This window comes from Streptomyces marokkonensis, assembly GCF_039539045.1.
Classification (GTDB): domain Bacteria; phylum Actinomycetota; class Actinomycetes; order Streptomycetales; family Streptomycetaceae; genus Streptomyces; species Streptomyces marokkonensis.
In genome coordinates this window covers 1-3635 of the sequence record NZ_BAABCQ010000315.1, presented here as the reverse complement: position 1 = coordinate 3635, position 3635 = coordinate 1, and the positions used below count along the sequence as shown (strand labels likewise).

General features: G+C 71.2%; 4 protein-coding genes. 2 read left to right on the top strand and 2 right to left on the bottom strand.

Annotated elements, in window-relative coordinates; all coding sequences use genetic code 11:
* Positions 1–33: 33 nt before the first annotated feature.
* Both ABEA26_RS35330 and ABEA26_RS35325 read left to right on the top strand, forming a co-directional pair.
* Positions 34–507, top strand: coding sequence for a MarR family winged helix-turn-helix transcriptional regulator (locus ABEA26_RS35330; RefSeq protein ID WP_345598086.1), 474 nt, complete (start codon positions 34–36; stop codon positions 505–507).
* Entirely contained in the window at positions 504–1385 is an 882-nt protein-coding gene (locus ABEA26_RS35325; RefSeq protein ID WP_345598083.1) for an SDR family NAD(P)-dependent oxidoreductase, read from the top strand. Before ABEA26_RS35330 ends, ABEA26_RS35325 begins: the two co-directional genes overlap by 4 nt.
* Before the next feature lie 220 nt (positions 1386–1605).
* Here the strand turns inward: ABEA26_RS35325 and ABEA26_RS35320 are convergent, their stop codons facing one another.
* Entirely contained in the window at positions 1606–2739 is a 1134-nt protein-coding gene (locus tag ABEA26_RS35320) for a phosphoenolpyruvate carboxykinase (ATP) (RefSeq protein ID WP_345598081.1), read from the bottom strand.
* A gap of 160 nt (positions 2740–2899) precedes the next feature.
* The gene (locus ABEA26_RS35315) at positions 2900–3568 is read right to left on the bottom strand and encodes an ABATE domain-containing protein (protein ID WP_345598079.1); all 669 of its coding nucleotides are present in this window, start codon (positions 3566–3568) and stop codon (positions 2900–2902) included.
* Positions 3569–3635: the final 67 nt, after the last annotated feature.

The window sequence follows — 3635 nt, the reverse complement described above, 5'->3', positions numbered from 1 at the left end:
GGGTTATCCATGTATTCCAGGTACCGTGTGGTCATGGATGATCGGCAGCTGACCGAAGAGCTTTACGACTGCCTGTTCGCGATCCGTACCCAGGTGCACGCCGAACTCAAGGACCTGGCCAGGGAAGTGGGACTGACCGACGCTCAGGTCGATGCGCTGTGGAGGCTGAGCCGAGGGCGGGAGATGACCGCGCGTCGTCTGGCCGACCTCCTGCAGTGCGACGCCTCGACCGCCACGGCGATGATTGACCGGCTGGAGAAGCGCGGCCTGGTCCGCCGTGTCCCCCACCCCAACGACCGCCGCGCGAAAGTCATCCAGCTCACCCCCGAAGGATGCGCTCTGCGCGATCGCGTCATCCAGCACACCATCGAGCACTCGCCCTTCGACCGCCTCGACCACGAGAGCAGGCTGCGCCTGCTCACGCTTCTCCGCGAAGTGATCGACGGCCCCCGCCCGACGGGTGAGGCCATCGGCGTCAAGGACACCGTGAAAGAGGAACAGCAATGAACAGCGGGACTGCGGTCATCACGGGCGGAGCCTCGGGCCTGGGTCTGGTGACGGCACGCCACCTGACCAAGGCCGGTCAGAGCGTCGTCCTCGTCGGCCGGGACGCCTCGCGCACCCGGGCCGCCGCCGACAGCCTGCGCGGCCTGGCCCCCGCGGGCAGTGACGTGGCACCGCCGAGGACGTACACCGCTGACCTGGAACAGTGGTCTCAGGTACAGGCACTGGCAGCGGAACTGGCCGCCGACAAACACCCGGTGGACGTCCTCATCAACAACGCGGGGGCGGCGTTCCCCCGGTACGAGCAGACACCGGACGGCGCGGAGCGCACCTACGCGCTCAATCACCACGCCCCGTTCCTGCTCACCCATGCCCTCCTGGCCGACGGAGTGCTCTCGCGCGGAGCGCGGATCATCAACATGTCCTCGTTCGTGGAAAAGCGCGGCAAGCTCGATGCCACCGATCCGGATGTCGCGGGAACATCGTGGAGCACACGCTTCTACCACCAGATCAACGTCTACGCGACGAGTAAACTCGTCAGCCTCCTGGCCGCGCGGGAACTCGCACACCGCCTCCCTGACGGCATGAGCGTCTACAACGCCAATCCCGGCATGGTCAAGGGCACCGCGATGAACAGCAACGCCGGCGGCCTGATGCGGCTGACCGCCCCGCTGTTCCGTCCGTTCGCCATCACCCCGGACGAAGGTGTGCAGACCCCGGTCTGGCTCGCCGGCGCCTCGCCCGCGCCGCGCCCCAGCGGCGGCTTCTTCAGCGAGTCCCAGCCGGACACCCCTTCGCGCCTGGCCCTGAACGACACCCTCGCCCGAACCGTCTACACCAAGACCGCAGCCCTCCTCGGTGTGGAGCCCCTCACCAGCTAGGGGCGGCCCGGAACCGGTGTCACGCCGGGCTCGCGGCCGTCCCGCTCTGCGGCTGCCTGGCCCTGCGGAGGTACGCGGGCCGGGCACCGTCGCCCGGATGGACAGGTCCACACCGAGGCAGCTGTTCACGTCCAGCTCGAACCGGCCGTACGGTCACCGAGCGGCTGCGCTCGCTGCGCCTGCCGGCGGCCCGACCAGGGCCTGACGAGTCGGGAGCCGGCTACGTCGCGAGTCCGGTGACCTTGGCCAGGAAGTCGGCGTTCGCGGCCACGTCGTGGCCGAGGACGACCGAGTGGTGCGGCAGCTCCGCCAGGCGCCGGGCGACGTTCTCGCAGGCGGCCGCGGTGCCGCCGCCGTCGGCCCCGAGGAGGGCGAACACGTCCGGGTAGCGGTCCTCCGTCTCGCCGCTCATGAAGTCCGCCCCGCCCAGCACGCGGCCGGTCTCGTCGACGGCCGGGGCCGCGCCGGCCTCGATCCTGGGGAACACCAGTGCCGCCGCCTCGCCCTCGGTCGCCAGGGGGACGCCGAACCAGCCGGTGAACTGGTCCGGGAACACCTGCGTCTTCAATTCCTTGCCGCGCTCCCACAGCGGCGTACGGTCCCCGGCCAACAGAGCCTCCGTCACCCGCTCGTCCTGTGTCGGGTGCAGCGTCTCGCCTGCCTCCAGACGCTCCCGGGCGGTCTCGAACCAGCCCAGCGCCTCCAGCAGACCGAGGCCGACGGCCGCCGCCGAAGGCCAGGGCAGGACGTCCACCCCGCCCCGTTCGCCCGGCCGGACGAACACGCGGTCGTTGGCGAGCAGGCCAGCACCGTGACGGGAGGCCAGGGCGAGAGCGGTCGTCGTCTTGCCCGCGCCCTTGTCGCCGAAGGTGAGGACCGTGCGCCCGTCCTGGACGACGGCCGAGGCGTGCAGCACGGCCCAGCCGTCGCGCAGCAGCAGGCCCCGCACCATCTCCCGGGCCAAGCGGGCGGTCGCCGTGGCGACGTCCCCGGTGCGGCAGCCGACGACGTCCAGCCGCGACACCCCCGGCTCCGACCGGTAGGCAAGCGCACCCTCCGGCGACACGGCCCGGATCACACCCCCGGACGCGTCCGCCGCGAGGAGAAGTCGGGCCCGCGCGTAGGTGGTGCTCGTGTGCGGGGACCGCGTCACGGCCAAGGCGATGTCGTCGTACTCGCGGTTGTCCACGCCGGCGGTGACCAGAGCCCCGGCGCTGACGCTCGCGGGGTCGGCCTCGGCGGCCTTCCACCAGGTGCCGAAGTAGCGGGCGGACCAGTCGGTGACGGCCTGCTCGGCGGAGACGACGCTCACGACCGCGCCGGCGCTCTCCAGACGTACGGCATGAGTGTTCATGATCAGTTCCCCCTGAACGGAGTCAGTAGCTACGGAGCACCGAGCACGGCCACATCGGCAACGACGCCGCCGACTGTGACCGAGCGTCGCGGGTGGCCCGTACGGCAGTTGCGGCGCTCCTCGTGTCGACGGTGCACGTGGCCGCGTCCGGCGTCAGGCCTCAGGCGTCCGGAGCCGGTCGGTGCACGGTGACCTGCTGGGTTGGAGATGTGGCGTCGTCGGTCGTCGCGGTGCGGCGGGCGTAGGCGCGGGCTGCGCGGGCGCGGTCGCCGCAGCGGGTGGAGCACCACTGGCGGCGGCCGCGCTTGAGCAGGAAGCGGTTGCAGGGTGGGGAGGCGCAGGCGGTCAGGCGGGCGGCGTCGGCGGCGGTGAGCAGGTCGGCGGCATCGGCGGCGATGACGGCCAGTGCATGCTCGACGATCGCGGTGGTGGGGTGGGGCGTGGCTCGGCAGGGACCGGCCTTCTCGTCCCACAGTAGAAGGGAGGCGGTGGGGACGCGGGTCATCGCGTCGTTGATCGCCGTGACGGCGGCGGGCAGGGCGGGCTGCCCGGCGATCCGGGAGGCCAGGAGCGACCTCACCTGTTCGCGCAACGAGCGCAGCTGTGTCGCGCACACCTCCGCCAAGCCGGCGTCGGCCGGGGCGAGGTCGCGCCGCGTCAGCCACTGCTCGGCCTGCGCCGGGGTGCCCAGGAGATCGGCCATGTGCCCGCCGGGCAGTGCGACGGCACTGTTCGCCAGGGCCAGGGCGGGGTGCTCGTCCTCGCCCGGCGCCGATGGCGGGGCGGCTTCTTCCGTCACGAACGACACGAACTCTTCCATGCTCCTCATGGTACGGATTGCATTCATCCATGAGGTATGAATACAGTCGATTCACGGTTAACACGTAATCTATCCG

What these genes read in the sequence shown, in the direction of transcription:
- ABEA26_RS35330 (WP_345598086.1), top strand. Translation starts at nt 34, where the DNA reads ATGGATGATCGGCAGCTGACCGAAGAGCTTTACGACTGCCTGTTCGCG.
- ABEA26_RS35325 (WP_345598083.1), top strand. Translation starts at nt 504, where the DNA reads ATGAACAGCGGGACTGCGGTCATCACGGGCGGAGCCTCGGGCCTGGGT.
- ABEA26_RS35320 (WP_345598081.1), bottom strand. Translation starts at nt 2,739, where the DNA reads ATGAACACTCATGCCGTACGTCTGGAGAGCGCCGGCGCGGTCGTGAGC.
- ABEA26_RS35315 (WP_345598079.1), bottom strand. Translation starts at nt 3,568, where the DNA reads ATGAGGAGCATGGAAGAGTTCGTGTCGTTCGTGACGGAAGAAGCCGCC.